24 protein-coding genes and 1 pseudogene are annotated in these 25,264 nt (G+C 68.0%); 11 read left to right on the top strand and 14 right to left on the bottom strand.

The annotated features are described in order from the left end of the window. Positions 1 to 68: 68 nt before the first annotated feature. The 14 genes and pseudogenes from AB0C46_RS10715 to AB0C46_RS10650 all read right to left on the bottom strand — a co-directional run. Positions 69 to 191, bottom strand: a pseudogene (locus tag AB0C46_RS10715) (DUF5999 family protein); the annotation flags it as partial. A 223-nt stretch (positions 192 to 414) separates the two neighbouring features. Next, complete coding sequence (locus tag AB0C46_RS10710; RefSeq protein WP_362827384.1) at positions 415 to 1,344, bottom strand: endonuclease/exonuclease/phosphatase family protein; 930 nt, start codon at positions 1,342 to 1,344, stop codon at positions 415 to 417. 37 nt (positions 1,345 to 1,381) lie between these two features. Continuing rightward, positions 1,382 to 1,879 (bottom strand): hypothetical protein, encoded by a 498-nt coding sequence (locus AB0C46_RS10705; protein ID WP_362827383.1) that lies wholly within the window; start codon positions 1,877 to 1,879, stop codon positions 1,382 to 1,384. Between the two features lie 81 nt (positions 1,880 to 1,960). Next, the gene (locus AB0C46_RS10700) at positions 1,961 to 2,122 is read right to left on the bottom strand and encodes a hypothetical protein (RefSeq protein WP_362827381.1); all 162 of its coding nucleotides are present in this window, start codon (positions 2,120 to 2,122) and stop codon (positions 1,961 to 1,963) included. Continuing rightward, positions 2,119 to 3,249, bottom strand: a complete 1,131-nt coding sequence (locus tag AB0C46_RS10695) for a GntR family transcriptional regulator (RefSeq protein WP_362827380.1) — start codon at positions 3,247 to 3,249, stop codon at positions 2,119 to 2,121. The genes AB0C46_RS10700 and AB0C46_RS10695 overlap by 4 nt, the downstream gene beginning before the upstream one ends. Further along, positions 3,246 to 4,541, bottom strand: a complete 1,296-nt coding sequence (locus AB0C46_RS10690) for a cytochrome P450 (RefSeq protein ID WP_362827379.1) — start codon at positions 4,539 to 4,541, stop codon at positions 3,246 to 3,248. Before AB0C46_RS10690 ends, AB0C46_RS10695 begins: the two co-directional genes overlap by 4 nt. Then, positions 4,532 to 5,815, bottom strand: coding sequence for a cytochrome P450 (locus AB0C46_RS10685; protein WP_362827378.1), 1,284 nt, complete (start codon positions 5,813 to 5,815; stop codon positions 4,532 to 4,534). Before AB0C46_RS10685 ends, AB0C46_RS10690 begins: the two co-directional genes overlap by 10 nt. After that, the gene (locus AB0C46_RS10680; protein WP_362827454.1) at positions 5,812 to 6,393 is read right to left on the bottom strand and encodes an ATP/GTP-binding protein; all 582 of its coding nucleotides are present in this window, start codon (positions 6,391 to 6,393) and stop codon (positions 5,812 to 5,814) included. The genes AB0C46_RS10685 and AB0C46_RS10680 overlap by 4 nt, the downstream gene beginning before the upstream one ends. Positions 6,394 to 6,403: 10 nt before the next feature. Further along, entirely contained in the window at positions 6,404 to 6,751 is a 348-nt protein-coding gene (locus AB0C46_RS10675) for a DUF742 domain-containing protein (RefSeq protein ID WP_362827376.1), read from the bottom strand. Next, the gene (locus AB0C46_RS10670; protein ID WP_362827375.1) at positions 6,748 to 7,146 is read right to left on the bottom strand and encodes a roadblock/LC7 domain-containing protein; all 399 of its coding nucleotides are present in this window, start codon (positions 7,144 to 7,146) and stop codon (positions 6,748 to 6,750) included. Before AB0C46_RS10670 ends, AB0C46_RS10675 begins: the two co-directional genes overlap by 4 nt. Further along, the gene (locus AB0C46_RS10665; protein WP_362827373.1) at positions 7,143 to 8,297 is read right to left on the bottom strand and encodes an ATP-binding protein; all 1,155 of its coding nucleotides are present in this window, start codon (positions 8,295 to 8,297) and stop codon (positions 7,143 to 7,145) included. Before AB0C46_RS10665 ends, AB0C46_RS10670 begins: the two co-directional genes overlap by 4 nt. A 395-nt stretch (positions 8,298 to 8,692) precedes the next feature. Next, a complete protein-coding gene (locus AB0C46_RS10660; protein ID WP_362827371.1) occupies positions 8,693 to 8,866 on the bottom strand; it encodes a hypothetical protein in 174 nt (57 codons plus the stop codon). 485 nt (positions 8,867 to 9,351) lie between these two features. Continuing rightward, positions 9,352 to 9,837 carry a DUF6415 family natural product biosynthesis protein gene (locus tag AB0C46_RS10655; RefSeq protein WP_362827370.1) on the bottom strand — a complete coding sequence of 162 codons (486 nt, stop codon included), beginning with the start codon at positions 9,835 to 9,837 and terminating at the stop codon, positions 9,352 to 9,354. A 17-nt stretch (positions 9,838 to 9,854) separates the two neighbouring features. Then, positions 9,855 to 10,259, bottom strand: a complete 405-nt coding sequence (locus tag AB0C46_RS10650) for an ATP-binding protein (RefSeq protein ID WP_362827453.1) — start codon at positions 10,257 to 10,259, stop codon at positions 9,855 to 9,857. 375 nt (positions 10,260 to 10,634) lie between these two features. Here AB0C46_RS10650 and AB0C46_RS10645 point away from each other — a divergent pair, with 375 nt between their 5' ends. The 11 genes from AB0C46_RS10645 (at position 10,635) to AB0C46_RS10595 (ending at position 25,247) form a co-directional block, all read left to right on the top strand. Then, complete coding sequence (locus tag AB0C46_RS10645; RefSeq protein ID WP_362827369.1) at positions 10,635 to 12,077, top strand: Tat pathway signal protein; 1,443 nt, start codon at positions 10,635 to 10,637, stop codon at positions 12,075 to 12,077. A gap of 75 nt (positions 12,078 to 12,152) precedes the next feature. Then, entirely contained in the window at positions 12,153 to 12,641 is a 489-nt protein-coding gene (locus AB0C46_RS10640; RefSeq protein WP_362827368.1) for an SAM-dependent methyltransferase, read from the top strand. A gap of 592 nt (positions 12,642 to 13,233) precedes the next feature. Continuing rightward, positions 13,234 to 14,604 (top strand): hypothetical protein, encoded by a 1,371-nt coding sequence (locus AB0C46_RS10635; RefSeq protein ID WP_362827366.1) that lies wholly within the window; start codon positions 13,234 to 13,236, stop codon positions 14,602 to 14,604. Beyond that, positions 14,601 to 15,131 (top strand): GNAT family N-acetyltransferase, encoded by a 531-nt coding sequence (locus AB0C46_RS10630; protein ID WP_362827364.1) that lies wholly within the window; start codon positions 14,601 to 14,603, stop codon positions 15,129 to 15,131. Before AB0C46_RS10635 ends, AB0C46_RS10630 begins: the two co-directional genes overlap by 4 nt. Positions 15,132 to 15,504: 373 nt before the next feature. Then, positions 15,505 to 15,852 (top strand): hypothetical protein, encoded by a 348-nt coding sequence (locus AB0C46_RS10625; RefSeq protein WP_362827362.1) that lies wholly within the window; start codon positions 15,505 to 15,507, stop codon positions 15,850 to 15,852. 965 nt (positions 15,853 to 16,817) lie between these two features. Further along, complete coding sequence (locus AB0C46_RS10620; RefSeq protein WP_362827361.1) at positions 16,818 to 17,099, top strand: helix-turn-helix domain-containing protein; 282 nt, start codon at positions 16,818 to 16,820, stop codon at positions 17,097 to 17,099. Between the two features lie 269 nt (positions 17,100 to 17,368). Continuing rightward, entirely contained in the window at positions 17,369 to 18,265 is an 897-nt protein-coding gene (locus AB0C46_RS10615) for a tyrosine-type recombinase/integrase (protein WP_362827359.1), read from the top strand. A gap of 108 nt (positions 18,266 to 18,373) precedes the next feature. Continuing rightward, the gene (locus AB0C46_RS10610; protein WP_362827357.1) at positions 18,374 to 19,069 is read left to right on the top strand and encodes a glycosyltransferase family 2 protein; all 696 of its coding nucleotides are present in this window, start codon (positions 18,374 to 18,376) and stop codon (positions 19,067 to 19,069) included. 261 nt (positions 19,070 to 19,330) lie between these two features. Continuing rightward, complete coding sequence (gene lipA, locus AB0C46_RS10605) at positions 19,331 to 20,296, top strand: lipoyl synthase (RefSeq protein ID WP_362827356.1); 966 nt, start codon at positions 19,331 to 19,333, stop codon at positions 20,294 to 20,296. Between the two features lie 155 nt (positions 20,297 to 20,451). Continuing rightward, complete coding sequence (locus tag AB0C46_RS10600; protein WP_362827354.1) at positions 20,452 to 22,260, top strand: HSP90 family protein; 1,809 nt, start codon at positions 20,452 to 20,454, stop codon at positions 22,258 to 22,260. Then, complete coding sequence (locus AB0C46_RS10595) at positions 22,257 to 25,247, top strand: tetratricopeptide repeat protein (RefSeq protein ID WP_362827353.1); 2,991 nt, start codon at positions 22,257 to 22,259, stop codon at positions 25,245 to 25,247. The genes AB0C46_RS10600 and AB0C46_RS10595 overlap by 4 nt, the downstream gene beginning before the upstream one ends. The last annotated feature ends 17 nt before the right edge of the window (positions 25,248 to 25,264 follow it).

Raw genomic sequence — 25,264 nt, 5'->3', positions numbered from 1 at the left:
TAGAAGACATGTCCATCTCGCAAAGCAGCACGTCAGACCAGTCCTTGTGACTGAGAGATCGACATAACGTCGAAGAGCAGGACGCCGTTGCACAGCAGGCTCCAGCCCTGCTCCGGGTGGTGAGCCACTGGGTACGCGGCCTCCCGATCGGAAGCGTCGGGCGGCGGGCACGGGGGCTGATGCTGGCACATGGAGAACTCCGAATCGGGGGTGTGGCTACGCCGTCGGGGTGTGCAGGGTTGTCGCTACCGGCCGACCCGCTTCAGGGCAGGGAGTGGCGGGCCGACCAGCAGCGCCGGGCACCCAGGGGTGGGGGTGCCGGTCTGGTCCCTCGCGAGTGCCGGCCATTCGACGGCACGCGGAGGAGTCGAGGCGTCGATTCCGCCGGCGGCGACGACGGGCCTCTGACCGTCGTCATGCGACGCCCGCGTCCTGGGGGGTGTGCGCCTCCTGGCGGAGGATGTCCGCGAGCCGGTCTCCGTCGAGTCGGGCACGGACGATGTGGTGATCCGACATGTCCAGCGGAACCTCGATCACGTCAACATCAGACACCGCGGGCAGCAGAACATCCGAGGTGTAGATGCGGTCGATACGCGAGTCCGGCCCGTGCGTCTCACAGCCGGTGACCGTTCGCGCCAGCGCGCGGGTGTTGCCGCTTCGAGAGGCGATGTGGCGTGCCACGTCTTCCAGCCCCGCGGCGCGCAGGGTCTCGTCCGGGCAGGTGCACATCCGCCTGGTCCCGTCGGGACCCATACAGGAGCGATGAACCCGGTGTCGCCGGTCGCGGATCTCCTCCAGGACCGGCAGCGGAAGGTCCCCGTCCGCGCCGGGTACGGGGTAGGAGTTGTGGTCTCCGCCCATCAGCACGGGCAGTTTGACGTCCATCCCGGTAGGGGTGGTCAACGTCTTGTCGGCGAAGGTGGTCGCCCACTCCGCTTCGGCGTGCCGTTGCGTCGAAGAGGCATAGTTGTGGTGGTAGGAGGCGCAGACCAGGGGCACCGCGCCAGGACCTGCGGGACGGAATCGCAGCCCCCGAACGGTCGGTGGCATCTTCCAGATGGTCTCTTCATCCCTGTCCGGCCACCCGCACACGGGGGTGAACAGAGACGTGGCGGCGAAGACGGCGGTATGGGAGGAGGGCCCCAGCCAGCCACGCAGGGACAAGACCTCCTCCATGGACTCCATCACGGCCTTGCCCTTGGCATTGGCTCCCCACATCTCCTGCCGAAAGAGCAGGTCCGGACGGAGGGAGGCGAGCAGCCGGTTGGCCTCCTTACGCTTGTTGGAGTCAGCGCCGCCGTTGGCCTCGAAGTTCCAGCAGAGCAGGGTGATGGTCCGGCCCATACGATCAGTGATCCTTTCGTGGATTTGGGCAGATGAGTTAGACGTCCGTCTCGGTGGTGGCGAGGGCGAGGAAGCCGCGGCGGGCGTGGATCCGCCGGAGGACGTCCTCGTAATCGCTGTTGAGGTCGGAGAAGTCGGTCCGGGACATCGCGGCGATGCCATCTATGTCGTCGTGGTCGAGGGCATCCAGCAGGCGGGCCAGCTGAGGTCGAGTGACCGGGTCGGTCATCCCCGTGAAGTCCACGGCCGGAGCCCGCTCCAGGAGCCAGCCGTTCCGAACGGCCATGCCGCGGGCTACGGCCAACCGCACGGCAGGGTCCTGGTGCGCCTGCACCAGGGCGTAGATGACGATGCGAGGGCGCGGCGTACGGCTGATGGCCGCGGCAACGCCGGCTTCGCGTATCGCCTGGAGCTCGGCGATGGTCTTCTGAGGACGGATGCAGCCGGGGACCACTCTGGCCAGGACGGTCTCGATCTGTGTCGGGTCGTGGTGGGTGGGGGGTGCTGTCGCTGCGGTGTACCGGTAGGTGGTCACAGTCGTCCCTTTGAGGCTGTGTGCGGGCGGCGAACGTGTTGGGGGACACGCGTGGGTGCGCCGAAGTGCGGAGGTCGTCGCTCAGTGCAGGAGATCGCCGAAGTAGTGCGCAAAGGGGTCAATGGTGTGAGGCACCTCGACGCAGCGATAGTCCAGGTCGCGCATCACCTCGGCCGTCTCTGACGACGGCCCGGCAGCGGTGGGAGGCGGATAGGCGTCGGGCTGGATCTCGTCGGCTGTCATCGAGGGTCCTTGGGGATCAGGGGGAGGATGTCGCTGATGGACTTGGCCAGGCAGGCGGTGTGCCACTGCTGGAGCCAGGGCTCGTCCGGCAAAGGGGCGGACGCAAGCTCCGCGGCTCGGGCAACGGATGCCAGCTCCTGTGTGACGTCAGGGGCCGGAGCTGGGGCTGCCCCCAGCAGTTGGCCGGCCATGGAGCGCAGGTCCTGCCACCGTCCGTGCAGCACCTCGGCCGGAGCCGGGCCGCGACGGCGCCACTGCTCATGAGCAGCACGGCAGGTAGCCACGATCGTGTCCCGGCTGAAACGGGGCTTCTTCTCGTCGTGATGGGGCGCGGTGGGAGCGGGGTGGGGAAGGAGACGGGCGGGTTGCGACACCTTGGTGCCGCGCGGTCCGATGTGCACCGTGCCTTCGGCGTCCAGGATCCGCAGCGCGCGCCCTACGGGCGCGGAGTCGCTGCACACCGTGGTGGCCAGGAACTTCGCGCTGGGCAGCCGGCTGCCGCGGGCGTAGACGCCGGCGGAGATCTGGGCGCGCAGCCGGTCGGCAATGTGGGTGGCCAGCGCGTCGTGCATCTGAAGACTCCCTGCCGGGAAGATCCGTCGGCTTCGCCTCTCCAGGCGGTTGCTGTCGACGAGACTGCTCATCGCGGCGCGGACCATCTCAGCAGGTGCCCGCAGCGCAGCGGCCACCTGTTTCACCCGCAGTTCAAATCCAACAGGGAAGTCACCCTTGGCCACCGCTGCCGTGATCGCCCGGGCGACCTCGGGCACGGTCGTGCCCGGCCGGGTGGCGTCGTGCAGCGCTTGCACGAACTCCCGGACGGCGTACGCATACGCCACCACGTCGGCGTAGCACTGCTCCACGGACCGCTCGGCGTCGGCACGCGCCAGCAGGATGTCCCACCGCCGTTCCTCGGCAGCGGAGCCCTTGGCGGCGGCGCGACGGGTGTGGCCGAAGGGAGCCCAGTGGCGGGCGATGCGCCGGACCATGTCGCAGTTGCGGGCAACAGACGCAGGAGCCGCTTGCATCCTGTTCCTGCTGACACGGTGCAGGACGAGGAGATCGTCCCGAAGTTGACGGGGGTCCAGCGTGCGGGCCGCGGCGTCGTCGGTGGTCTCGGTGGTCACTTTGCCGCTCCGGCCTCGTGCCGCTGGTGGGAGGGGCGCAGGCGGAGGGGGAGGCTGGCGTGGGCGTTCATCAGGACCGAGGGGGCGCGCGGTGCCGGCGCGGCCGGGGCGAGGTCGGGCCACCGGCTGAAGAGGGCTTTGAGCGCAATCCGTCCTTCGAGGCGGGCGAGGGGGGCGCCGATGCAGGCGTGCGGCCCGTGGCCGAAGGAGGTGTGGCCGGCGGCGCGGGTGATGTCGAAGTCGTCTGCGGTGGGGCCGTAGCGGTCGGGATCACGGCCCATGGCGCCATAGGCGATCATTACCGGCTCGCCCCGGCGGATGAGCGTGTCGCCGAGGACGCTGTCCCGGGTGGCGAAGCGCATCAGGAAGTTCATGGTGGGGGGCTGCCACCGCAGGATCTCCTCGACCGCACGCTCCCAGGCGACCTCGCCCTGGAGGAGCAGGTCGAGCTGGTCGCGGTGGCTCGTGAGAGCCAGGACCCCGTTGACGAGGAGGTGGACGGTGGTCTCGTGGCCGGCGGCGATGAGGACCTGCACAGTTGCGACCAGTTCGTCCGTCGTCAGCTGCTCGCCGTCAGGGAGCTGGAGCAGGGCGCTGGTGAGGTCGTCCCCGGGATGACGTCGCTTGGCATCGAGGTGGCGGGTGATGATGTCCTCGATGGCCGCGAGCGCGGCCGTCGGATCACGGGTGTCGTCGAAGAAGATGTCGTAATTGCTGCGCAGGGTGTCGTGTTCGGACTCCGGCAGGCCCAGCAGGAGGCTGATGACGGTCATCGGCAGGGGCCAGGCCACGAGCTGGCGGAAGTCGACGATCCCGTCGTCGGCGACGGTGGCGGCGTCGGCGAGATCGGCCAGCAGCTTCTGAGCGATGATGTCGATGCTCGTCCGCAGACCCCGTACTCGCGTTTCGGTGAAAGTGGTCGAGATCGGGCCGCGTAGGCGCCAGTGGTCGACTCCGTCGGTGGTCACCATGCTGCGCCCGGCCGGTGCGGCAAGACCGATCAGAGGCCAGTCGGAAGGGACCTGTCCGCGCTGGAGGGCATCCCAGTGCCGGGGGGCCTTGCGGAAGATATCGGTGTTGCGCAGTACGGCACGGGCGGTGGCGTCACGTGTAACTGCCCACACCGGCACACCGCCGGGTAGCTGGACCGGCACGACCGCGCCGGCCTTGCGCATGACGGCGGCGTCGTAGTGAAGGTCGAGGCTGTGCGGGTCGAGCCGGTGCACCGGACGCGACAGCGACAGCTCCGGCAACGAAGGCTCGGCGACAGGGGTCGGGTGGGTCAGATCCATGGAGTGCCTCCGGCGTAGCGGGTGGTCGGCGGGGTGGGGGTGAAGTTGACGGGGAGGCATTCAAGGCCGCGCATCCACACCGACCGTTGCCAGCGGACCTGTTCGGGCGAGCAGGCCAGATGCAGGTCGGGGAGCCGGTCCAGGAGAACCTCGATTCCGGCGGTGACGATCGCCTCGGCGAGGTCCCGGGCCGGGTCGGGGCAGCTGTGCGGGCCATGGGAGTAGGACAGGTAGGCCCGACTGCCGCGCACGCCGACGCCCGGTTCGGGCCGGAGGTGGGGGTCGGTGTTGGCTGCGGCCAGCCCGAGCATGACCAGGTCGCCGGCCGGGATGGTGACGTGGCCGAGGTGCGCGGGGCGGCTGGTCCAGCGTCCGGCGAAAATCTGCGTGGGGGTGTCGTCCCAGAGGACTTCGCGCAGGGCCTGGCTTACGGCGAGTCGGCCACGGATGAAGGCGTCGGTGTGACGGGGGTCGGTCACCATCCGGTAGATGGCATTGCCCATCCAGTACGCGGTGGTCTGGTGACCGGCCAGGATGGTGACGATCAGGTCCTGGCACAGCTGCTCATCGTTCAGCCCGACGGGGTCAGCTGCCAGTCTCGAAGCGGCATCGGCACTGGGACGCTCGCGCACGCGCTGGACGAGGGCTTGCATGGTGCGGCGGATGTGCTGGTGTCCAGCCAGAGCGCGGTCGCCGCCGGCGACCTGGTCGGTGAACGCCGCCACCAGGTCCCTGTTCTCCTTGGCCGGAACGCCCAGGGCCCAGCCCATCACCATCACCGGCAACAGCAAGGCGTATTGGGCCATCAGCTCGGCACGCCCGCTGTGCGCGACGGACTCAACGAGGTCCTCGGCGTGCGACTCGCACTGGGCCCGGAACTCGACCGGGTCGATCCCGGCGAGAGCACGGCTGACCGCCCCGGCGCGCTGCCGGTGCTCAGCCCCTTCGGTATAGAGGAGAGACTCACCTGCCGGGCCGCCGCCGACCATCGGCCAAACCGGCCAGTCGGCCGGGATCTGATCGCGCAGCCGCCACCGCCCGACGTTGCGTGCGAACAGCCGCGTGTCGGTCGTGACTTGGGTCAGCTCGCGGTGCCCGAGCACCAGCCAGGCCGGCACTTGCCCGTCCAGCAGCACCGGTGCCACCGGCCCGTAGGTGCGCCTGAGATGGGAGAAGACCTCGGCGGGGTCGCGGTGATAGCCCGGGTCACCCAGCATGACCGCACGCTGGTGACTGTCGGGCAGCTCCACGAGCCCCTTCTGCGGACTGCTCATGCCCCTACCACCCGCAGGTCGGCCAGCTGCAGCACGTGCTCGACGAGGGCGATCAATACGCGGCGTACCGATTGCCGGTCGCGGGCGTCGCAGCGCATCACCGGCACTCCAGGGGCCATTTGCAGCGCGTCGCGGATGTCGTCCAGGGTGTGCTGCTGGTCTTCGTGGCCGAAGACGTTGTGGGCCACCACGTAGGGCAGGTGCTGGTCCTCGACCCTGTCCAGGGACGGGAAGGAGTCCTCCACCCGGCGGGTGTCGACCAGTACCACCGCGCCCAGGGCACCGTTGAGCACCGTGTCCCACATGAACTTGAAGCGGTCCTGGCCGGGAGTGCCGAAGAGATACAGCACCGTGGACTGGCTGAGCGCGGCCCGGCCGAAGTCGAAGGAGACCGTCGTGGTCCGCTTCGACGGTGTGGCGGACAGGTCGTCGGTGCCGATGCTCGCGGCGGTCATCTCCGCCTCGGTGCGCATCGGAGCGATCTCGCTGACGGCGCCGACGAAGGTTGTCTTCCCGACTCCGAAGCCGCCGGCCACGGCGATCTTCACCCCGCGGCTGGCCGTCTGCGGGAGCGGCACCGGCGCGGCTTCACAGGTGGTTGAGTCCAACGAGGACCTTCCTCAAAAGAGCAGCATCGTGTGGCGAGGCTGAGGTGGCGTGTGGGTGTCGGGCGGTGACGCGGTTCTGGTCGAGGAGGCCAGAGATGAGGACCTGGGCCATCCCTACGGGCAGCCGCAGGCGGCTTGCTATTTCCACGACCCCGGTCGGCGAGGCGCACATCCGCACGATGGCGGCCTCCTCCAGCCCGAGGCCGGCGGTGTCGTCGCGCTCGGTGACGATCAGGGAGACCGCGTCGAGATCGCGGTCGGCGACAGTACGTCCGCCCAGAGCGACGAAGGACCGGTCCGGTACATCCGCATCCCACTCGGGGCTCATGACGGAGCCCGGGGTGACCGCGGTGGGACGCTCAGGTGGTCCGCGACGCGCTCCACCAGCTGGGCCATCGCGGTGCCGACAATGCCGGGGTCAGCCTCACTCTCGGCCACAGTGGCGAGGACGCCGCCTGTCCCGGCGCCGACTACCAGAAGCTGGGCGCGGGGTGTGTCGATGGTGATCGTCAACGCTGGGCCCCCGGCCTTGAACGCCTTGTCCAGCTCAGTGGAGATGGCGCGCAGACTGGAGCACATCGCGGAGAGAATGTCGGCGGAGTCGAGATCGAGGCTCTTGTCGTAGGCGAGTTTCAGGCCGTCGCTGGACAGGAGCAGGGCGTGGCGAACGCCGGCGGTGTCGCGGCAGAGCTGGTCGAGCAGCCAGGAAAGGTCAGTACTCACCGTGATCCTCCAGGGTCGGTGCGGGGGGCGTCAGCGGGGCGGGTGGCTCGGCGGAAGGCGGACAGGCGCTTGCCGGTCTCCAGTGCGCTTCGCGTCGGCGGTGGTGCGGGCTCGGCTGGATGCTCGGCCGGGCTCGACCGCGTGGCGCCGGGGATCCGGCGCGGCAGATGCGCAGTGCTCCGTGGCGCCTGCGTTGCGGCGGCCGAGTGGTCCGGTGGTGGCTGCACCTCACGGGCCGGTGGCGGCCCGCCGCCCTGCAGAAGGGCCGGAGCACGGCCGGCTGCGGGGGGTGTTGGCGTGTCGTGGGTGAGCCACTGGCGAGGTAGGACGATGCTGGCTCGGGTACCGCCAGTGGCCGAGTGGCAGAAGGCGATCCTCAAGCCGAAGCGTTCGGCGGAGAGGCGTGCGGCGGCAAGGCCCAGCCGACTTCCGGAGAGCCTGGTGATGTCCAGCGGCTGCTCGAAGTCGACGGTCTCGCGTGCACGGCGCAGGGTCTCTTCGCCCATGGTCAGGCCGCTGTCGTCTACGTGCAGGACCATCGCGGAGGCGGCATCCTCGCCCGACAACCGCACCCGCGTCGTCGGTGGGCTGAACCGCAGCGCGTTGTCGACCAGTTCCGCCAGTCCGTGGATCGTGGCAGTGACGGCCGGCCCGGCGACCGCGACGGGCACCTGAGGCAGGGCCAGCTCAACTCGTGGGTGGTGTTCGCAGGCACCTATCGCTGCCCGCACGACGCGCTCCAGCGAGACCGGCTTCGCCCACGGCCGTCCCGCTCGGCGGGCTCCGGACAGAGCCAGCAGCCGCTGGGTCAGCAGCCCCGTACTCGACAGCCCCGCATCAAGCGCCTCGAAATCCGCGCGTACGTCCTCCCGGCGAATCAGCGCGGAACTGCTGTCCCAGTAGGGCCTCTTCCGCTCATCGACCTCCCGAAGGTGGTCGGTGAGCGCGGCATGAAGGCGCTGCGCACAGCTCTGCACCATGACCATCGCGGACGTCAGCCGCCGGTGCTCCTGGTGGAGCGTGTGCACCGTCTTGTGGACGACACCCCGGAGCGTGCCGTCTGACGGCAGAAGGCCCTGCTCGCCCAACTGCGCCAGAACAGTGGCGGCTGAAGCCCGCTCGCGCAGCTGCTCAACCGCTGAAGGGAGCACCTCCGCTACCGACTCGACGTCGTTCCGGAGTCGACGAAGCTCACCTCGCGATTGCTCCCGGCCGGCCTCCGCGCGACGCACTCGCTCCCAAGCCGCATGACGCTCCCGGCCGAGTGAGCGGAGCCGCTGCTGCGCCTCGGCCAGCCCCGCTGTTACCAGCACGGTGGAGACTGCGGTGCACCAGGCAACAGATGTACGGCCTGTCGGAGACGACAGGATCACGGCGGCGGCAGACGCAGCAGCGACCAGCGCAACCACCAGCATGCTGCGTCCCAACGTCATCTCCGACGCACGACGGTGTCGCGGCCGGCTGGCCAGGTCCAGGGGAGGTATTGCGGTCACAAGGTCCTCGAAGAGAAGGGAGGCTGAAGGGCACGAGCACGCTCGCGCTGGCACTAGAGGTGAAGTCGGCTGATCAGCTGTGCGACGCAGCGGCATGTCTCTGCGATGACCGGGGCGGCCTGGGAGTGCGCCAGCTCGAAGCCGAGCGCCACGGCTACCGTGGCTGGTCCGGCGCGCAGCCTCTGGCTGCGGATCAGCAGAGCAGTCAGGACTCCCAGAACCATCACTGCAGGAACGGTCAGGCGCATGCTGCCGCCGCCAGCCTGGGAGGAGCAGACCGCACCCGATACATGCGGTCGGCCAGCGCCGGCAAGTCGGTGAGGTAGCGAGGATCGGCCGGGAGCAGCCACAGCCGGTCATCGCAGCCTGCGCGGTGCCGAGTGTCGAACGGGCAGGAGAGGTCCTGCCCCCGTACGCCGAGCCGCTTGCCCACCGGGCTGTGCCAACACTCCGGGGCCACTGGCACGTAGAGCCAGCGGTGTCGCGGACAGCACAGGACCGGGCCCACTGCCACACCGTCGTGAAGGAGAGCTTCCAGTTCCGCCAGACCAGGGTGGAAGCGAAGGGGTAGGACGGCCCATTCGCGCTGAGGCAGTGGCTCGGGGAGCGGCTTCTCGGCCAGCTGGAACCACCACGGATACTTCGTGACCGGGTTGGCGCGCACGGGCTGAGGGGGGGCCGCGAGAGATGTGATTGTCGACGACACGGCACCTCACGCCCCCCGCCGTGAAGCGCTTCCGCGAAGGCTCGCCCACCGGCCGACCACGGGGAGAGCGGCCCTGCCGTGTGTCTCGGAATGGCTTGGGTTCGGGGGAGGACAGGCAGCCTGCGCGGCGGCGCCGGGCTCGGCGTCGGCCGCCCAAGTCAGAAGGCGTTGGGTGCTCTCTGCCAGGTGCACGAGATGGATACGGGAACCGACGTAGTCCGGGGGCACCTCCCTTCGGTGCAGGGCGCGGGCCTGGACCACGGACCGTCGAAGCTGCTCGGGTGCCTCATCCAACCGCCGCGCAGTCCGCAGGCCGGCCAGGGCCACGATGTGCTCGCGCAGTCGTTCCGCCAGGTCGTCGACATCCGCCTGACAGGACGGGAGCGGCACGGAATCATCGAGGACGAGTGCAACCGTCTCTGACGTAGCGGTTGTTGCCGACTGGATAACCCGACGACGAACCTTGATCGATCGTCGCAGCGCGTCACCCATGCCCTTAGCCAGGCGAGTCACGGAGCAGTCCTTCCCGTCTGGGGGTGGAGGTCGAAGGCCAGCCAGACCCGCTTGCCGATGCCTTCTTGCGCGGGCATCACGCCCCATCCGTCAGCTAGCGCCCTGACGAGTTCCAGGCCGCGACCGGACTCGGCTTCGCAGGGGACGCGGCGGAGTTGGGGGCGTTGCTGTGACGAATCTTCGACGGTGATCAGAAGCTGTTCTCCGGAGCAGCGCGCCGTCATTGTCACCACGTCGTTCGCCCCGTGGCAGCCGTGAACGACAGCGTTCGCCACCAGCTCGCTCGTCGCGATGACCGCCTCGTCCATGACTGGATCCAGCTTCCAGTCGTGGAGCTGCTCGCGTAGCCGGTGACGAACGCCGGCGACTTCCGAGAGCCGTGCAGGAATTGCAGCTTGCATGCTCAGCACGGGCCTCCGGCGTCGGCTGAACCACCTGGATGAGCGGCCCTTGAGGGCTCTGTCCACGAGCCAGTTGGACGCCTGGAACCTGCTGTTCCTACCGAGCGAGCCACCGAGAGCGTGCTCGGCCCCAGCGAGTGCAGTACCGCGAAGAGACCGGACGAGGCCGTTTGCGAACGGTGTGGCTGGCATGGCGTCGCCTCCAGGCGTTGAGGAACGTGAAGGGGGACGACTCCTCTGCTCCCTGGGCAGCGCGAAGACCGACGCGCCCTGGGAGAGCGAACTATGGCTATGCGGTGCGAGGTTGGGCCATGGAGGAATATCGTCGTGATGAGAGAACCGTGAATCGCGGCTCAGAGGTACCCCGTTGCTTGCGTGGATGCCGTCAAAGCCGTCAAAGATCATTTGCAGACCGAGGGGCGCACCATGGCGCGCACACGCAACATCCTGCTGGCGTCGGTCATCAAGGAAACCGGCTGGCCACAGACTCAGGTAGCCGCAAACGTAGTGAGGGTTGCCGCCGAGAACGGTGCAGACGAACTGTGCTCGGTGTCGCGCTCGCACATTGCGATGTGGATCAGCGGGACGCGCCCCGAGGGGGTGGCGACCCATATCCTCTGCGAAACGCTCTCGCGCAGACTCGGGCGCGTCATCACGCCGGCACAGATCGGGCTCGCCCCCGCTGAGCCAGCGCCGGCGATGCCCTCGAAGTGGGACCTCGACACGGTGACCGCTCTGGTGAACCTCGGAGACGAAGACAACATGGACATGAACCGTCGGCAGGTGCTGGCGGCCACCGCCTACTCTGCGGTTGGCACTGCGCTCCCGCCCTCCGGATGGTGGGAGAGGGCTGCAGAGCAGGCACGTACAAGGCGCCCGCTTACTCCCTTCATCGTCTCCTCCGCACACGTCAATGCAGTGCGCGAAGCAATGGCCTTCTACTCCCGTCAAGATCAGCGCCTCGGCGGGCAAGCCGGCCGCTCTGCCCTGATCGCATACCTCAAATCCGACGTCACCGACTACCTCAGCAGCCGCTTCACCTCGGAGCAGGTACGCCGTGAGTTCGCTTCCGCCGCCTCTGAACTGACCTACCTTGCCGGATGGACGGCATTCGACTCGTCGAACCACAACAAGGCGCAGAAGGCGTTCCGCGTTGCCTTCCACCTGGCGGCCGAGGCAGACGACGCGCCACTCGCCGGCCACATTCTTCGAGCGGCAGCCCATCAGGCGGTCGATCTTGGTCATCCGCAACGCGCCCTCGAACTCGCAGAAGGGTCCGTCGATCGCTCCCGGTATCACCTCGCGAGCCCACGGGAGCGAGCACTGCTCGGCGTGGTCCACGCCCGTGCCCTGGCGGCGGCCAGGCGGAAGACCGAAGCGCTTGCGGCACTTCGCCTTGCCGAGTCCGATCTCAGCAAGGCGAAAGGAGGCGGTGAGGAGCCAGCCAGGGTCTTCTTCTTCGCCGAAGCATCCCTTGCACACGAAACAGCCGCCACATTGCGAGACCTCGGCGATCTGAAAGGTGCGGAGTCCGAGTTCAAGCGCAGCGTCCGCACCCGCGCGCTTCCCCTCGCGGCCCGCACACACGCCGTCACGCTTGGATACCTCGGTGACGTCCAGGTCAGGCAGGGGCAGATCGACGCGGCCTGCGCTACATGGCAGCAAGCACTGGACACCATGAGCGGTATCCAGTCCGGTCGCGCACGAGAGGTGGTCGTGCGGATGCGCCAAGCGCTCTCCCCGGTGCGGGGACGAGGCGGATCCGCGGCGGCGGAACTGGATCGGCGTGCTCGCGCCATGCTGCGCGGCATAGGCTGACCGAGCCGTTACAGCGGGGACCTGTTGAGACTGCCGTGTCCTCGTTGGTTGGGACTCGCAGGAATGAGGACATTGATGTCTGGGGCGTTCGAGGTCAAGCCCATCGCGACAGTGGTTGGCGGGCACATGGTGCCTGCCGACGATTTCCAGGGCGGCGTGGAGTCGATCATCCGGGTCAGCGAGGAATTCCCCCTCGAAACGCTCCAGGGCATCGAAGAATTTTCCCACCTCGCCGTTATCTGGCGATTTAGCCTGGCCTCGCCAGCTGACGTCGAGCTTCACGCACGTAGCCCTCGGGGGAACACGAGGTGGCCAGCCACTGGGACATTCGTTCACCGCAATCACCGGCGTCCCAACCAGTTGGCAACGTCCTACCCACGCCTGCTGAGTGTGGACGGCCATGACTTGGTCGTGACGGACCTGGACGCCGTTGACGGCACCCCAATTATCGACATCGCCCCCTGGTTTCAAGAAATGGGACCCCGCGGCCGAGTGCGCCAGCCGGAATGGCCCAGCGAAATGCTTGCCCAGTACTGGACACTCGCCAGTGAGCGTATAAATTGATTCGCTCACATCCGCTGAGTGGCAGCGGGCGACTGTCAGCGATCCCCTAAGGGGCCTGACCCTCCCCGGCACCTCCGGGGAAGGGGTAAAGACTGTATGCGGAGCCGCGGTCACGACTGTGCCGAACTGGGCCAGCATTGTGAGCCGGCACACAATGCTGCGCAGCGACGAAAGATCCACGAATGGCTGTGTGAGCGTGGGCTTCGACTCCCACTCGTAGAGCCAGCGCTCATCCCGAGTCGGGATCGGAACGTACTCGTAGATCCTTTGACCGTTTGGGTTGTGGACGGTCAGCACGAAGTCGCCTCCGTAGGTCGAAGTTCGAAGCAGCTGACGGGCCAACCCCTCGGGGCGGGCACCCCATGCGAGGAGCCCATCCACTCGGAGGCCGGATGCGGAACCAGCACACAGCGAGACGCGCCATGCCAGCAGTGGGGGGAGGCGTGAATATCGCGAACTTCTCGGAGCGAGTGCGAAAATCCGCGAATTCGCGCTCGGAGGCGCCGTTATGACTTACCGTCCATATGTGAGGACCGTTCGCACTGCACCAGGTGAGCACTCCAACTCGGGTAAACCGGGCCCCAATCGGGCCTTGGCGGAGGCGCTTTGTCAGGCCGGTTGGTCGCCGCGAGAGCTGATGCGTGTGCTCAACCCGCGTCTGACAGCGGTCGGTGAACATGCCTTGCACCTCACAGCGCCACACGGCTGGTTGGCGGGCGGGCGACCGCGATCTCAGACGGTGCGACGGCTGACCGCCACCGCGCTCAGTGAAGCTACGGGCATCCCGTACACCGTCGCTGGTCTCTGGGGCGATCAGCGCAACGGCAAGGAAGCTGAGAGAGGGGCCACCGACGACCTGCTCGGGCGTCGCTCGCTAGGCGACGTTCTGGCTTCCGCCGTGGCCTGGACCGCAGCAGACCCGCGCGACCAGGCCACTACCAAGCCGGCTAGCGAGGAGCAGCTCTTCGGCGCGGTCTGGGACGCAACCCACCAAGCTGCTTCTCAGCCGAGCCTCGGCCCGGGAACGGACCAGGTCCTTCCTCCGGTGATGGATGTTCTTGAAGCCCATCTTCGGGGGCTGCGCCGCCTTGATGACACGGCGGGTGGTGGAGCCCTTCCTCAGCGTTACGTGCGAACCGAACTGCTCGGTGTCCTGGACCTGTTGCGTAACTGTCGTTACTCTCCTGAGATTCGCCTGCGCCTGCTCATCACGGCCAGTGGTTTGTCGCAACTTGCCGGTTGGATGGCTTTCGACGCCGACCTAGCTGCCCCCGCGCAGCGCTATCAGCTATTCGCCATCCGTCTTGCTCGCGCAGCTAACGACAGCAACGGAGCCGCCAATGTGCTGGGCATGCTGGCCTATCAGCATGCGGCCGCTGGCAAGCCTTCCTCCGCACTGCGTTTTGCGGAGGCGGCAGTTGAGCACACTGCTCGAAGCGCCCCCACCGTGCGCGCCCGAGCCCTCGGTCGCCTAGCCACTGCTCATGCTGCTGCGGGCGATATTGACGCCTTCCGCAATGCCACTGACCAGTGTCGTGTACTGCTGGACCACCGTAGAGACGATGATCCTCCATCGTTGTACTACTTCACAGCAGAGCAGGTGGCAGCTGAGTCAGGGCATGCCCTGGTGGAACTGGCTGCTGCAAACCCTGCCCAGGCGCGACGCCTCCTCGCCGAGGCCACAGACCTACTCACACCCTTGACGGACCACGGCGCGAACAGCGGGTACCCCCGCTCTGCGTTGCTGCACGGGATACACCTGGCCCGAGCCCACCTTCTCCGCCGGGACTCGGAGACCAGTGTCGGCACACTCCTTCACCTGGCGGGTCGTGTCCCCGACGTGCAGTCGATCCGTTGCCGCAATCTGCTGAGTCGAATTCGACGCCAGGTCGGTAACCGCGTCCAGTCAGGGACATGTGCTGATGCGCTCCTAGCGGTGGACAGGGCACTATCGGCTGCATGACGTTCCTCAGTGCCGCTCGGCCGTGCCAGACGGGCCACCCGTCCCTGACAGTCACTTCCTACGGTGATCCCGAAGCCCGGCGCCTCACACGAGCGCTCCACGCCGAGCAGGTTGCTGTCTACGGATTCGCTGATGACCCTGATGGCACTCCGGCGAGTCACTATGTGTTGCCTCAGGGCCTCTTCGTCATCGCCAGGTGTGACGATTCTCCAGAGGCAGTCGGTTGCGGAGGCTGGCGGTTGCTGTCGCCGGGTACCGCAGAGATTAAACGTATGTACGTGACACAAGAGGGCAGGGGCAGAGGAATAGGACGGCAGATTCTGGAGCATCTGGAGTCGCAGGCGGTTTCTCGTGGCGTGATCCGGATGGTCCTAGAAACGGGAGTTCGGAACGACGCGGCGCTCGCCTTGTATCGAAGCTGCGGATATCAACCCTGCCCGTCGTACGTTCCAGGTAGAGACTCAAGCGTGAATCGCGCTATGGCCAAGTCCGTGTCTCTATCCACTTCGACAGTGAGCGCTCACTAGCAGTCCACTGGCACGTACGGCATCTACATTCTTGCGTCCATCGACGGCGTACCGGGTTCTGGAGGACTTCGCATCGGCTGAGGGCAATCGGACGCTTTTGTTGCCGTCGGCGCGTCTCACTGCCCGCTTCTCAAGCCGCCGGCCGCGCATGCCCCCGGACTTCTCTACGCAGCGCCTGTTGCGGATCGCGGGACGTTCTCGGAGCGCTCGACGGTGACTGCCACACCGCCTACTCGATCCCACGTTGCATGCGCCGCCACTTTGGCTCAGCAGTGAAGGCTTCGAGACAGTGACCGCGCGCCAGGGCGGACAGGCATTGGAAGGGCGCGTCTACCCCGGGCTCGTAGCAGCTCCCGGTTCTGCGGCTCCCGGCTTGCGGCTCACCGACCTCAGCCGAAGGGAGTGGGGGATCTTCGACGCCTTCGAAGACGACCGCTACGACCTGGGTGACGTGGAGCTGACATCAGGCGGGCGCGGACTCGCTTATCTCTGGCCGGAGGGCGATGTCCGTGACGAGAACTGGGACGCCCAGCAGTTCAAGGTCCTCCACCTTCAGGAGTACGCTGCTCGCTGCGCACGGATCGCCCCCGCTTGGCTGCCGAAGCTGGCCAGTAGATCAAGCGGCGTTCGAGGGGCCGCGGGCTCCTCAAACGCCGCACTGCTGCGCGGTCGATGGACAGTCGCCGGCCCTCCCGCCTGCGAGGCCGGGGCCGGCCAGTGACGACCCCAGGTCGGCGCGGCGGGCTCGTGATCATGGGGCACCGCTTCGGCGATTGCCGTCCTGAAGGAATCGGCAGGGCGCCCCAGGGGCCACCAAGAAATCCGCCCACGGCAGACGAGAAAGTACCCCAAGGGACTGGAAGCTCCTCCGGGACTATGTCAACGTACAACGTCGCGTAAAACACCAGGTCAGTGACGGTGTGTGGCTTGCTTGCGGCGCTGAATGGCACTGCGGCCAGCAACACAACTCGTCGCTGATCTGGTCGGTCTCCTCGATGAGACCTATTCCAGGAGGGCAACCTGTCGAGTCCCGCAATACGCTCCATCCGTTTCACCGCCCCCGTCCTGCTGGCGCTCGGCTCCCTGAACGCGTGGACCGCCCAGGCGACTGGAGACTACGCCGCGCTCTCCACGGCCCTGTGCCTCTGTGTCTGCGCAGCCGGGCTTTTCGGCGAGGACTTGGTGCAGCGCGAGCACCGCCAGGACGTAGTGGTGCTCGCACACGTAGCGGCTCACCCCGGTAGTGAGATCCGTGTCATTGCCCGAGCCGTCGGTGCCCCCGAACGCGTCGTGACTCGAAACCTCAGCCGACTCACTGAGCAAGGGCTCGTGGTCCTGGTCGAGGACGACGCCCACCCCGCGCTCAGGTCATACCGACTTGCCTCGTAGCCTGCGAATGCGCGCGGAATATACGCCACGATCCCCGGTTACCGAAACCGGGGATCGTGGGGACGATAGAGGCTGTTCATTCTCGGCTGTGCTTGGCGGTGGAGCCGTGGCGAACGCAGTAGGCGGTGCTGCAAAGATTCAAGGAGGCAACGAGCGGCTCCCACCTGCTGCTGCCCTGAAATCCGCAGTGCCTATTCGCTGACAGACAGCGACACCCTCGCCGAGCTGGCGTGGGCTCCCGGCCTTGTGGATCCCGCCCTGTCGCTCCGCCCTCCTTCGCAAGGAAGACCATCTGATGTGCCGATCCGCGATCCCCCCTGCCTTGATTCGATCGCTCAGCCGTCTGTGTGGGCGCGTGCCGTCACTTCGCCCGACTCGGAACTGACGATTATGACTCTACAAAGCATGCTGACCGCAAAAGAGGCGGCAGATTTCCTGAACGTGTCCCTGACCTGGATGTATCGAGATGCGCCAAAGCTTGGGCTAACTGGATACAAATTCGGCCGTGGGAGGAATGCCAAACTTCGATTTAAGTACAGCGAAGTAATCAAATGGCTTGAGCAGCAGAAGATTCACTAACACGCAAACGGCGCGACTGAGGAGTGGCTGTATTGATTCCCGTCAAGCTTGCCCGAGGGATGGGGAGCTTCCTGAAGAACTGTTCTTGCTCGAAGCCCACGCGGTGCCCTCACACGTACACAATCCGCTACCGCGACCCTGCGGGAAAGCAACGCGAAGAAACTGGCTACCCGACGCAAGACGCTGCCAAAGATCGACTAACGGCAATCTATAACGATAAGCGCAACACTCCCATTTCTGTCGCTGAGGTCAGGGCTCAGCTGGGTCGAATGACCTTCAAGGAGTATGCAGAGGATTGGCGTACCCGTCGGCGCGACATCGTTGAATATGCCACGGGCCCTGCTCACGAGACGTATCTGCGGGCGCATTTGTACCCGGAGTTTTCTTCCAGGAAAATGGAAACGTTCGCTCCGATGATCCTGGAACGCTTCATTGCGACCATGGAGCGGAACGGTGTGCAGCTCGGGACGCAGAGGAACGCGTACGGCATCCTTCGTGCGATCCTGACGGATGCCTTTCGCAAAGGGGCAATCGGGGAGGATCCTACGCTGGGGGTCATACCGCCGAAATATGTACCTGACCGGGCAGTGATCCCCACAAAGGGCTACGTGCAAGAGGCGGCAAAGAACGCTGACTTCCAGCTGACCATGCAGATGCGGATGATGTATGGGTGTGGCCTGAGGAGTGGTGAAGCTCGCGCCGTCAACATCAACAACATCGTTGCTGACGATGTATATCGAGTGACGGAGCAAATACATCACAATACCTACCGGCCTGCTCCATTGAAACATCGAGAGGCTGGCGATTTTCGCGAGGTGCCGCTGCCGCGATCGGTCAAGGAAGCCGTTGAACGATTCGCGGAGAGGTATGGTGTCTCGGAGGACGGGTACCTGCTTCGCGGTCCGACGGGATACTTCACGTACTCCATGGAGTCTCGGCGGGTCAGGAACCTTTTCAAGAAGGCGCCGCCTCCAGAGGGTATGACGTTGTACGGATTTCGCCACTACTTCGCATCGAACTGCTTGAGCCACGGGATCCCAATCACGGATGTCGCGGAGTGGATGGGCCACAGAAACATCCAAATCACTTACCGTACCTACCGGCATCTGATGCCGGGGTCGATCGCTGCTGCCGCAAAGATCTTGGACCACGACCTCGTTGCGTAGAGGGGGCTGACATGTCGGCCACCGGACGGGGTCTCGACTGATGCTGACGCTTTGCTGACCCCAGATGGCTTTAAGGCGCCGTGACCAGCAAGAACGCTGATCTGGTGCATGTGCGGCTTCCACTGGCACCGTCCGATCCAGGCCCTGGCCAACAGCCCCATGGTCTGCTCGGGTTGCTGCTCGGTCTTCCGCCGTGACGACCTGATGGCCTTCGGCGGCTTCCCGGAACGCACCATCGTCGAGGACATGGATTTCACGTGGTCCCAGCAGATCGCGGGCAGACGCGCGGTCTACGTCTCCGACGCGGTAGCCCTCGCGGCCGACCCTGAAGACCTCACCTACCTCCGCAAACAGGTCTGGCGCTGGATGGCCGGCTTCTGCCAGAACGTCCGGCTCCACCTCGGGCGGCTGATCGTCCACAAACCCTTGCTGGCGGTCTGGGTGCTGCTGGCGCTGCTGGAGATTCTCACCGCACCGCTCTGGTGGGCGACACCCTTCGTGATCGCCGCGACCACGGACCAGCCACCCGCACTCGCCTTCCTCTGGTGGGCCGGAGCCGAGATCCTCCTGACCCTCCCACCTCTGCTCTACGCCGCCCATCGGCGCAAACTCCCGCTTCCTGGCGTCCTGTTGAACATCCCGTGTGTCTACGCCACCAAGGCCGTCAACCTCGTCTACGCCTGGAAGGCCCTCGTCGTCGAGCTGCTGCTGGTCCCCCTCCGCCTCTCGCGGGGGCTGACCGTCTACGAGAAGGGACGCGCCGATCACCGGACGGCACAGGCAGCTCCCGCAGGGGCGGGGTGAGGGGCCGGGCTTACTCACCTAGGGGCGGCCGCCTTCCGTACGGCCGGTACGGCCGGCGGCCCTCATAGCATCGGTTTCAGGTCACCGTGTCCACGGTCGGCAGGAAGGGCAGCGGCCGGGTTCGCCGGGAGAGCCGCTCTTCTCGTGCTCTGGCAGGCCGTCAGGCCGGGCCGAATCCGAGCGGGTGCGGTTACCGCCCGGCCTAGCCTGATCCCGCCGAAGTGTTGCTGGCTCACCCTTGTGCAAAGAGAGGTACCGAACGTGCCCGCTGTCGCACCCGACGGACGCAAGATGTTGCGCCTGGAGGTCCGGAACAGCCGGACGCCCATTGAGCACAAGCCCGAGTGGATCAAGACCCGGGCGACAATGGGTCCCGAGTACAACCACCTCCGGAACCTGGTGAAGAGCGAGGATCTGCACACGGTCTGCCAGGAGGCCGGCTGTCCCAACATCTTCGAATGCTGGGAGGACCGGGAGGCCACCTTCCTCGTCGGTGGTGACCAGTGCACCCGGCGGTGCGACTTCTGCCTGATCGACACGGGCAAGCCGCAGGAGCTGGACCGCGACGAGCCGCGCCGGGTGGGCGAGTCCGTCGTCACGATGGACCTCAACTACGCGACGATCACCGGCGTCGCGCGCGACGACCTGGCGGACGGCGGTGCCTGGCTGTACGCGGAGACCGTGCGCCGGATCCACGCGATGACAGCGGCACGCGAGGCCGGGCGTACCAAAGTGGAGCTGCTCGCACCCGACTTCAACGGTGCGCCGGAGGCACTGGACGAGGTCTTCTCGTGTCGTCCCGAAGTGTTCGCGCACAATGTCGAGACGGTGCCGCGGATCTTCAAGCGGATCCGCCCCGGCTTCCGCTACGAGCGCTCGCTGGAGGTCATCTCCAAGTCCCGCGAGGCCGGTCTGGTCACCAAGTCGAACCTCATCCTGGGCATGGGCGAGGAGCGCGAGGAGATCAGCCAGGCGCTGCAGGACCTCCACGACGCGGGATGCGAGCTGATCACGATCACCCAGTACCTGCGCCCGACCGTGCGCCACCACCCCATCGAGCGCTGGGTCAAGCCCGCCGAGTTCGTGGAGCTGAAGGAAGAGGCCGAGGAGATCGGCTACGCGGGTGTCATGTCCGGCCCGCTGGTCCGCTCCTCCTACCGCGCCGGCCGCCTTTACCAGCAGGCCATCGAGCGGCGCGAGGTCGAGGCGTCCAGTCAGGCGGTCTGACGCTCCCGGCCCGCCGCCCGCCGGGCAGGTGACGGAGCAGAATCCCATGGTCGGCTGCCTGCTGCGGCTCCTATGATGGCCAGCCCTGACCGCTGGCGGCCACGGCCGCACGATCCGCGCCGCAGGGCAGTGAATGTCCGCCGACGCACCCATAAATGACTTCTGATCACATACCGCACACCTTCCAGGTCGACCTCCGGGGCCTGGTGGATCTGCTCTCCCACCACCTCTACTCCAGCCCCAGGGTCTATCTGCGCGAACTGCTGCAGAACGCCGTGGACGCCCTCACCGCACGCCGCGCCGAGCAGCCCGACTGCCCCGCCCGGGTGCGCCTGCACGCGGACGCCGATGGGCTGCGCGTGACGGACACCGGGATCGGCCTGACCGAGGCCGATGTGCACAACCTGCTGGCCACCATCGGCCGCAGCTCCAAGCGCGACGGCCTGGAGTCGGCCCGCTCCGAATTTCTCGGTCAGTTCGGCATCGGTCTGCTGGCGTGCTTCGTCGTCGCGGAGGAGATACGCGTCGTCAGCCGCTCCGCGCGGGACACCACTGCCCCGCCCGTCGAATGGACGGCCCGCGACGACGGCTCGTACACGGTGCGCACGCTGCCCGCAGACGCGCACCCCGAGCCCGGCACCACGGTGCACCTCACGGCCCGGCCCGGCGCCGCCGAATGGCTCGCCGAGGACAAAGTGCGGGGTCTCGCCAAGGACTTCGGATCGCTCCTGCCCTACGACGTACGGGTGGGGGAGGAGCCGGTCACCGACCGCCCGGCCGTCTGGGAGCGCCGCTACCCGAACCCCGCCGCACGGCGTGTCGCCCTCGCCCGCCACTGTCATCAGCAATTCGGCTTCACCCCGCTCGACTCCATCGACCTGGAGGTGCCGGTCGCGGGCGTACGCGGGGTCGCCTACGTCCTGCCGTCCGCCGTCAGCCCCGCCCAGCGCGCCGGGCACCGGGTCCACCTCAAGGGCATGCTGCTGACGGAACGGGCCGACGAACTGCTCCCCGACTGGGCGTTCTTCGTCCGCTGCGTCATCGACACCGACAGCCTGCGCCCCACCGCCTCCCGCGAGAGCCTGTACGCCGACGAGACCCTCGCCGCGGTCCGTGAGGCCCTCGGCGCGCGCGTCAAGGACTGGTTCACCGGACTCGCCGCCGGAGAACCCGAGCGGCTCGCACAGTTCCTGTCCGTGCACCACCTGGGCGTGAAGTCCCTGGCCAGGCACGACCGGGAGGTGCTGACCACCATGCTGCCCTGGCTGCCGTTCGAGACCACGGACGGGCAGCTGTCCTTGGCGGAGTTCGCCCGCCGGCACCCTGTCGTGCACTTCACGCGGACCGTCGAGGAGTACCGGCAGGTCGCCGCGATCGCCGCCGCGCAGGGCATCGGCGTCGTCAACGGCGGCTACACGTACGACGCCGAGCTCGTCGAGCTGCTGCCGTCGGTACGGCCCGGCACCGGCGTCGCCGAACTCGACGCCGACACCGTCACCGCCCACCTCGACCCGGTCGACCCCGCCGAGGAACTGGCCCTGTCCGGTTTCCTCGCCGCCGCCCGGAGCAAACTCGACCCGCTCGGCTGCGACGTGGTGCTGCGCACCTTCCACCCGGTGTCCGTCCCCGCCCTTCACCTGGACGACCGCTCGGCCCGCCAGGAACGGGCCCGCGCCGAGGAAGAGACCCAGGCAGATGAGTTGTGGGCCGGCATCCTCGGCAGCCTGCGCGGCAGCGCACCGCGCGCCCGGCTCGTCCTCAACCACCACAACCCGCTGGTCCGCCGGATCGCCCGGATCGACGACCCGGAACTCGCCGGGACCGCCGCCGAGGCGCTCTACGGCCAGGCCCTGCTGATGGCCCCGCGCCCGCTGCGGCCCGCCGACTCGGCACTGCTCAACCGTGCGTTCCTGGACCTGCTGGGCCGGGCCACGCACTCGGACGGCCAGGAGGAAAGCCGATGACGCACGAGAACACCACGCCGCACACCGTCGAGTCGATCCGCCGCGCCCTGTGGGAGAACGACGCCGAGCCCAAGGGGCCGTCCCGCAACCACCGCGCCGAGGAACTCGTCGCCCTCGCCGAGACGACCGGCGACCGGCAACTGCTCCTCGACGCACTCCTGGACCTGATCAGCTCGTACCAGTTCAGCTCGGAGAGCGGCAGGACGCTGGTGCCGTTCTCCCGGCTGCTGCGCATGTGGGACGAGAACCCGGAGGACTTCAGCGGCCCGGCCCTCCACCGGCTCCACTGGCGGTTCAAATGGATCATCTACAGCCTCACCGGTAACCCCGACATCCCGCTGGACGCCGTCCGCCGCTGGCTCCCGGACATGGAGCGCCACTACCGCATTGCCGGGTATTCCCTGCGCCCGGTCCGCGCGGCCGAGTTCTACCTCGCCCAGCACATCGGAGACGACGCCCTGGCCGCCCGGCTCCTGGCGGAGTGGAGGGCCGCCGACCGCGACGGTATGAGCGACTGCCTGGCCTGCGAACTCAACGACCAGGGCGAATGGCACGCGGCCCGCGCGGACGACGAGCGCGCCATCGCCACCTGGGCACCCGTACTGAACGGTGAACAGTCCTGTGCGGAGCAGCCGCACCACATCCTCGCCCTGTCCCTGGTGCCGCTGCTGCGCCTCGGGCGAGTCGAGGAGGCCCGCCGCAATCATCTCCGGGGCTATCGCCTGGCCCGGGGCAACGGCAGCCTCGTACCGGCCATCGCCCGCCACATCGAATTCTGCGCACTGACCGGCAACGAAGCGCGTGGCCTGGAGATCCTCGCCGAACATGCGGCGTATCTCGACAACGACGGAGAACCGCTCTCCCGGCTGCAGATACTGAGCGCCGCGGCCTTGCTGCTGCGCCGTCTCGTGGAACTCGGCCACGCCGACCGGCCCGTGCCCCTGCCGGGCGGCACCACCGTCACCACGGAACGGCTCCTGGCCCGTACGCAGGAAGCCGCCGACGGCCTGGCCCGCCGCTTCGACGCGCGCAACGGCACCGACCGGGTCGGCACCTGGGTGGCCGCGCGGATCGCCGGCACGCCGTTCACCGACCGGCTCCCCCTCGGTGTCCGCGGCGCCCGGCTCGCCGCCGGCTCCCCCGCCCGTCCGCAGTCCGCACCGGAACCCGCTCCGGCGGCGGTGGAGGCCGGCTCCGAAGACCTCACCGCACAGCTGGCCGAGGCCCGGCGCCTCACCCTGGCCCAGCACCCGGACGCACGCGCCGCGTGGCGGACGGTCGCCGGAACCGCCGAACGGACCGGCACCGCACTGGACGCGTCCGCCCGCGCCGACGTGACCTACCACGCCGCCATCGACGCACTCGACGACCCGGACACGGCCATCGCGCTGTTCCGCCGGGCCGCCGAGCAGTTCGAGGCCGCCGGTGACCCCGGCGAGGGCGCGGCCGGCCGGGCCCGGGCCGCTTACACCATGGCGGTCTCCGGCCGCATGGAGGAGGGGCTCGCCGAACTCGACGCGCTCTGCGGACAGTTGCGCACCCTGCACGCCGACGGCCGGGCCACTGCCCGGCAGCTGACCGGGGCGCTCCTGTCCGCGGCCCGCGTCCGGCTGGTCATGATCCAGGCGGCGCCGGACCCCGCAGCGGCCGCGGAAGCCCTCACCGATGAGCTCCGTGCGGCGCTCGGCCTCGCCGAGCAGTACCGCACCGAGGACCAGCGGATGCTGTCCCGCATCGCCGACACCTCCTGCCTGCTGGGCGGCCTGCTCGCCGGGCGCGGCGACGCCCCGCAGGCCGCGGAGCTGTTCGGCCGGGCGGTGGAGCTGTACCACGAGGCCGCCGTCCCCTGGTTCGCCGCGGAGGCCGAGGCCCGGCTCGCCGAACTCTCCCTCTCGCTGGGCCGTCCGCAACAGGCCGAGCAGGCCGCCCGCGCCGCCCTCGACCACGGCGCCGAGCTGCTCGAACCGGTCGGCCGCGCCCACCTCCACCTCATCGTCGCGGAGGCCCTGGCCGCCACCGGTCAGGACGACAACGAGGTGGCCGACCATGCCCTCGAAGCCACGCACTGGGCCGACGAGGTGGCCGGCAGCGAAGGGCTCGGTGCCTGGGCGCAGCTGGTGCTCGGCGGCGCCCTGCTCCGCCTCCGGCGCTTCGACGAGGCGGCGTCCGTCCTGGAAAGCGCGCTGCCGGACCTCGCGGAGCACCACCATGAACGACAGGTCGTGCAGGCCCGCTGGTGGCTCGGCGAATGCCTGGACGCGCTCGGCGCCCCCCGGCAGGCCGGCGAACACTTCCTGCTCGCGGCCGACATCGCCAAGGGCTGGGACGGACAGCGCGACCACGCCGTCCTCGCCCACCTCGCCGGTGACGCCCTCAACGGCGCCGGGCTGAACGAGCAGGCCGCCGCTGCCTACGCCCGCGCCGAGGAACTCTGGCGTGCGCTCGGCCGGCCGCACAACGCGGCCCGCGCCGTGCGTGCCCAGGCCTGGCTCGCGCTGCGCGACGCCGGGCGCGGCCTGCCGGTCGCCCGCGACCTGATGGCCACCGCCGAGCAGTTGCTCACCGAGGCCGTCGCCGAGCCGGCGGACGACGACAGCCACGCCATGCTGCGGGCCGAACTCGCCGGCACCTACCGCCAGACCGGCGAACTGCTGGTCCGTGGCTGCGACTCCGAGCCCGGCGACGAGGACGACGACGGCACGGCACGGCGCGCCTACGAGGACGCCCTCGACTGCGCGGAGAAGGCGATCGCCGTCTTCGCCTCGCTCGGCGAGACGGCACGCCACGACCGCACCGGCGCCCAGTTGATGGCCGCTTGGCTGGAGGCCCACCTCGGTCGCGGCTCCGCCGCCGGCACCCGCGCCCGTGCCGTCCTGGACGACTACGGTGACGACGACGGCAGCGGGACCGATGACAGCAGCGGGACCGACGAGACCGCGAAGCGCCGCCGGGCCGAGGTGCGGGCCCTGCTCGACTACCTCGCGTAGGCGGATCCGCACGCGGC

It is taken from the genome of Streptomyces sp. NPDC048637, from assembly GCF_040650675.1.
Taxonomy (GTDB): Bacteria; Actinomycetota; Actinomycetes; order Streptomycetales; family Streptomycetaceae; genus Streptomyces.
This window is presented reverse-complemented; position numbering and strand designations above follow the sequence as displayed.

Bases quoted from the DNA above. Each gene is read 5' to 3' on its own strand.
- AB0C46_RS10700 (WP_362827381.1), bottom strand. From the start codon at position 2,122: ATGACAGCCGACGAGATCCAGCCCGACGCCTATCCGCCTCCCACCGCT.
- AB0C46_RS10675 (WP_362827376.1), bottom strand. From the start codon at position 6,751: ATGAGCCCCGAGTGGGATGCGGATGTACCGGACCGGTCCTTCGTCGCT.
- AB0C46_RS10595 (WP_362827353.1), top strand. From the start codon at position 22,257: ATGACGCACGAGAACACCACGCCGCACACCGTCGAGTCGATCCGCCGC.
- AB0C46_RS10690 (WP_362827379.1), bottom strand. From the start codon at position 4,541: ATGGATCTGACCCACCCGACCCCTGTCGCCGAGCCTTCGTTGCCGGAG.
- AB0C46_RS10610 (WP_362827357.1), top strand. From the start codon at position 18,374: ATGTGCGGCTTCCACTGGCACCGTCCGATCCAGGCCCTGGCCAACAGC.
- AB0C46_RS10655 (WP_362827370.1), bottom strand. From the start codon at position 9,837: ATGGGTGACGCGCTGCGACGATCGATCAAGGTTCGTCGTCGGGTTATC.
- AB0C46_RS10630 (WP_362827364.1), top strand. From the start codon at position 14,601: ATGACGTTCCTCAGTGCCGCTCGGCCGTGCCAGACGGGCCACCCGTCC.
- AB0C46_RS10615 (WP_362827359.1), top strand. From the start codon at position 17,369: ATGACCTTCAAGGAGTATGCAGAGGATTGGCGTACCCGTCGGCGCGAC.
- AB0C46_RS10640 (WP_362827368.1), top strand. From the start codon at position 12,153: ATGTCTGGGGCGTTCGAGGTCAAGCCCATCGCGACAGTGGTTGGCGGG.
- AB0C46_RS10685 (WP_362827378.1), bottom strand. From the start codon at position 5,815: ATGAGCAGTCCGCAGAAGGGGCTCGTGGAGCTGCCCGACAGTCACCAG.
- AB0C46_RS10710 (WP_362827384.1), bottom strand. From the start codon at position 1,344: ATGGGCCGGACCATCACCCTGCTCTGCTGGAACTTCGAGGCCAACGGC.
- AB0C46_RS10650 (WP_362827453.1), bottom strand. From the start codon at position 10,259: ATGCAAGCTGCAATTCCTGCACGGCTCTCGGAAGTCGCCGGCGTTCGT.
- AB0C46_RS10600 (WP_362827354.1), top strand. From the start codon at position 20,452: ATGACTTCTGATCACATACCGCACACCTTCCAGGTCGACCTCCGGGGC.